The sequence below is a fragment of the Pseudomonas sp. 34 E 7 genome, from assembly GCF_900005715.1.
Taxonomy (GTDB): domain Bacteria; phylum Pseudomonadota; class Gammaproteobacteria; order Pseudomonadales; family Pseudomonadaceae; genus Aquipseudomonas; species Aquipseudomonas orientalis_A.
Genome location: NZ_CVTX01000143.1, coordinates 9,450 through 13,250, shown reverse-complemented (window position 1 = coordinate 13,250; position 3,801 = coordinate 9,450). Strand labels below are relative to the sequence as shown.

Below are 3,801 nucleotides of genomic sequence, written 5' to 3'. Positions count from 1 at the left end.
CATATCGTGCGCGACCTGGCCGTGGACGACCTCAAGCGCACCCGCCAGATGCTCGACCTGAGCCAGCGCCGCCTGAGCTCCGGTATCGACAGCGAGTACCAGTACCAGCAGACCGAAAGCCTGGAGGCCAGCGCCCAGTCGCAACTGATCGATGCGGAAAAACAACTGCAAAGCGCCAGGATCGCCCTCGCGGTATTGCTCGGCAAAGGCCCCGACCGTGGCAACGAACTGGTCCGCCCGGCGGTATTGAAACCCGCTGCCGTCGCCGTGCCTTCCGTGTTGCCCGCCGAGTTGCTTGGCCGGCGGCCGGACCTGATCGCCGCACGGTGGCGCGTGGAAGCCGCGAGCAAGGACATCGCCGCCAGCAAGACCCGCTTCTACCCCAACCTCAACCTGAGCGCGAGCGCCGGCGCCGAGTCGTTGCTGGGGGACGCGATGTTTGGTTCGGCCAGTCGTTTCTTCAACATTGCACCCACCGTATCACTGCCGATCTTCGACGGTGGCCGCCTGCGCGCCGACCTCGATGCCCGCGACGCCGATTACGACCTGGCCGTGGCCCAGTACAACAAGACCCTGGTGCAAGCCCTGGGCGATATCGGCACCACCCTGTCGCAATTGCGCGACACCGGGCGGCAGATCCAGGCGCAGCAACATGCCGCCGACATCGCCCAACAGTCCTACGACACCGGGGTGCAACGCTACAGCTCCGGTATCGGTAATTACCTGGATGTGCTCAGCATCGAGCAGCAATTGCTGCAGGCCCAGCGTCAGTTGGCGACCCTGAATGCTGCGCAGATCGACCTGTCGATTCAATTGATGCAGGCCCTGGGTGGCGGATTCAACGCCCACAACGTCGCCGCGACCACCCCAGCCACCCGCACGGAATAATTTGAGGTATTTGTCATGGCCACTGCCGACAGCAACAACGCAACTGAACAACCCAAGGACAACAACCCGCGCAAACGCAAAGTCATGCTGATCGGCCTGGCGCTGATCGTCATCTTGGGTGTCGTCGGCGTGTGGGCCTGGTACGAGTTGTACGGGCGTTTCAACGAAAGCACCGACGACGCCTATGTGAACGGCAACGTGGTGGAAATCACTCCGCTGGTCACCGGCACCGTGGTCAGCATCGGCGCCGACGATGGCGACCTGGTCCACGAAGGCCAGGTGCTGGTCAACTTCGACCCCAACGACGCCGCCGTCGGCCTGCAAAGTGCCCAGGCCAACCTGGCCCGCACCGTGCGCCAGGTGCGTGGCTTGTACAGCAACGTCGATGGCATGAAAGCCCAGGTCAACGCGCAGAAAGCCGACGTGCAGACCGCCCAGGACAACTATAACCGCCGCAAGACCCTGGCCCAGGGCGGCGCGATCTCCCAGGAAGAACTGTCCCACGCCCGTGACAGCCTGACCGCGGCGAAGAACGCCTTGACCAACCTTGAGCAGCAACTGAAAACCACCAACGCCCTGGTGGATGACACGGTGATTTCGTCCCACCCGGATGTGCAAGCCGCCGCCGCGCAACTGCGCCAGGCTTACCTGACCAACGCGCGCAGCACCTTGATCGCACCCGTCACCGGCTATGTGGCCAAGCGCACCGTGCAGCTGGGCCAGCGCGTCCAGCCAGGTACCGCGTTGATGGCGGTGATTCCGCTGGATCAGCTGTGGATCGATGCCAACTTCAAGGAAACCCAGCTGCGTGATATGCGCATCGGCCAGCCGGTGGACATCGAGTCGGACATCTACGGCAGCGACGTGAAGTACAGCGGCACCGTCGACAGCCTCGGCGCCGGCACCGGCAGCGCGTTTGCCCTGTTGCCCGCGCAAAACGCCACCGGCAACTGGATCAAAATCGTGCAACGTGTGCCGGTGCGCATCCATATCAACGCCGAGGAACTGGCCAAGCATCCGTTGCGGGTGGGCTTGAGCACCGTGGTCAATGTGGACCTGCACGACCAGAGCGGCCCGGTGCTGGCGCAACAGCCACCGCAGAAGGCTTCGTTCACCACCACTGTGTACGACCGCCAACTGGTCGAGGCCGATGCCATGATCAACCAGTTGATCCATGACAACAGCGTCGCCGCTCCCAAGGCTGCGCAACGCTGATGAGCAATAACGCCTCGTTCACCCCACCCAGCCTGCTGATGGCCACTATCGGGCTGTCGCTGGCGACCTTCATGCAGGTGCTCGACACCACCATCGCCAACGTGGCGTTGCCGACCATTTCCGGCAACCTGGGCGTGAGTTCGGAGCAGGGCACCTGGGTCATTACCTCGTTTGCGGTGAGCAACGCCATTGCCTTGCCTCTCACCGGTTGGTTGAGCCGACGCTTCGGCGAGGTGAAGCTGTTCCTGTGGGCGACTATGCTGTTCGTGCTGGCCTCGTTCCTGTGCGGTATTTCCACCTCGATGCCCGAGTTGATCGGCTTTCGCGTGCTGCAGGGACTGGTGGCGGGGCCGTTGTACCCGATGACCCAGACGCTGCTGATCGCGGTCTACCCACCCGCCAAGCGCGGCATGGCGCTGGCGCTATTGGCGATGGTCACGGTGGTGGCGCCGATTGCGGGACCGATCCTCGGCGGCTGGATCACCGACAGCTACAGTTGGCCGTGGATCTTCTTCATCAACGTGCCGATCGGCATCTTTGCGGTGATGGTGGTGCGTGCGCAGTTGAAGAAACGCCCGGTGGTCACCAGCTACCAGCCGATGGACTATGTGGGGTTGTTGAGCCTGATCGTCGGTGTCGGCGCCTTGCAGATCATCCTCGACAAGGGCAATGACCTGGACTGGTTCGAATCCAACTTCATCATTATCGGTGCAGTGATCTCGGCGATTGCCCTGGCGGTGTTCGTGATCTGGGAGATGACCGACAAGCACCCGGTGGTGAACCTGCGCCTGTTCGCCTACCGCAACTTCCGCATCGGCACCATTGTGTTGATCGGCGGGTACGCGGGCTTCTTTGGCATCAACCTGATCCTGCCGCAGTGGCTGCAAACCCAGATGGGCTACACCGCCACCTGGGCCGGCCTGGCGGTGGCGCCGATCGGCATTCTGCCGGTGCTGATGTCACCGTTCGTGGGCAAATACGCGCACAAATTCGACTTGCGCCTGCTGGCGGGGTTGTCGTTCCTGGCGATGGGCTTGAGCTGCTTCATGCGCGCAGGCTTCACCAATGAGGTGGACTTCACCCACATCGCCCTGGTGCAGCTGTTCATGGGGATCGGCGTGGCGCTGTTCTTCATGCCGACCTTGAGCATCCTGATGTCCGACCTGCCGCCGCAGCAGATTGCCGACGGCGCGGGGCTGGCAACGTTCTTGCGCACCTTGGGCGGCAGCTTCGCAGCCTCGCTCACCACCTGGATCTGGATTCGCCGCGCCGACCAGCACCATGCGTACATGAGCGAGAACATGACCACTTATGACTCGGCCACGCGCGACGCGATACAGGCCCTCGGCGGGGCGGGGCACAAAGCGTATGCGCAGTTGGACCAGATCCTCACCAGCCAGGCCTACATGATGTCTACCGTGGACTATTTCACCTTGATGGGGTGGATCTTCGCGGGCTTGATGTTGCTGGTGTGGCTGGCCAAACCGCCGTTTACCGCGAAGGCCGGGCCTGCGGCTTCGGGGCACTGACTGCCTAGGGCTGAAATGCAATCAACTGTGGGAGGGGGCTTGCCCCCGATGGCGGTGGGTCAGTCACAGATGCATCAACTCTGTAGCGCTCAACCGTAACCACGATGCGAAGCGAGTCGCTCTTGATCTTGATCTGCTTTTGATCTTGATCTCAGGCGCCCCGTTAAAC

General features: G+C 62.6%; 3 protein-coding genes. All 3 read left to right on the top strand.

The genetic code is table 11. The features are described 5' to 3' along the window. A partial coding sequence (locus BFP96_RS14520) for an efflux transporter outer membrane subunit (RefSeq protein WP_139113405.1) occupies window positions 1–888 on the top strand: 888 nt, incomplete at its 5' end. A gap of 15 nt (window positions 889–903) precedes the next feature. Next, complete coding sequence (locus BFP96_RS14515; RefSeq protein ID WP_065933946.1) at window positions 904–2,103, top strand: HlyD family secretion protein; 1,200 nt, start codon at window positions 904–906, stop codon at window positions 2,101–2,103. After that, window positions 2,103–3,632: a DHA2 family efflux MFS transporter permease subunit gene (locus BFP96_RS14510; protein WP_065894899.1), complete on the top strand. Its 1,530-nt coding sequence runs from the start codon at window positions 2,103–2,105 to the stop codon at window positions 3,630–3,632. The genes BFP96_RS14515 and BFP96_RS14510 overlap by 1 nt, the downstream gene beginning before the upstream one ends. Window positions 3,633–3,801 lie beyond the last annotated feature (169 nt).

Bases quoted from the DNA above. Each gene is read 5' to 3' on its own strand.
- BFP96_RS14515 (WP_065933946.1), top strand. From the start codon at position 904: ATGGCCACTGCCGACAGCAACAACGCAACTGAACAACCCAAGGACAAC.
- BFP96_RS14510 (WP_065894899.1), top strand. From the start codon at position 2,103: ATGAGCAATAACGCCTCGTTCACCCCACCCAGCCTGCTGATGGCCACT.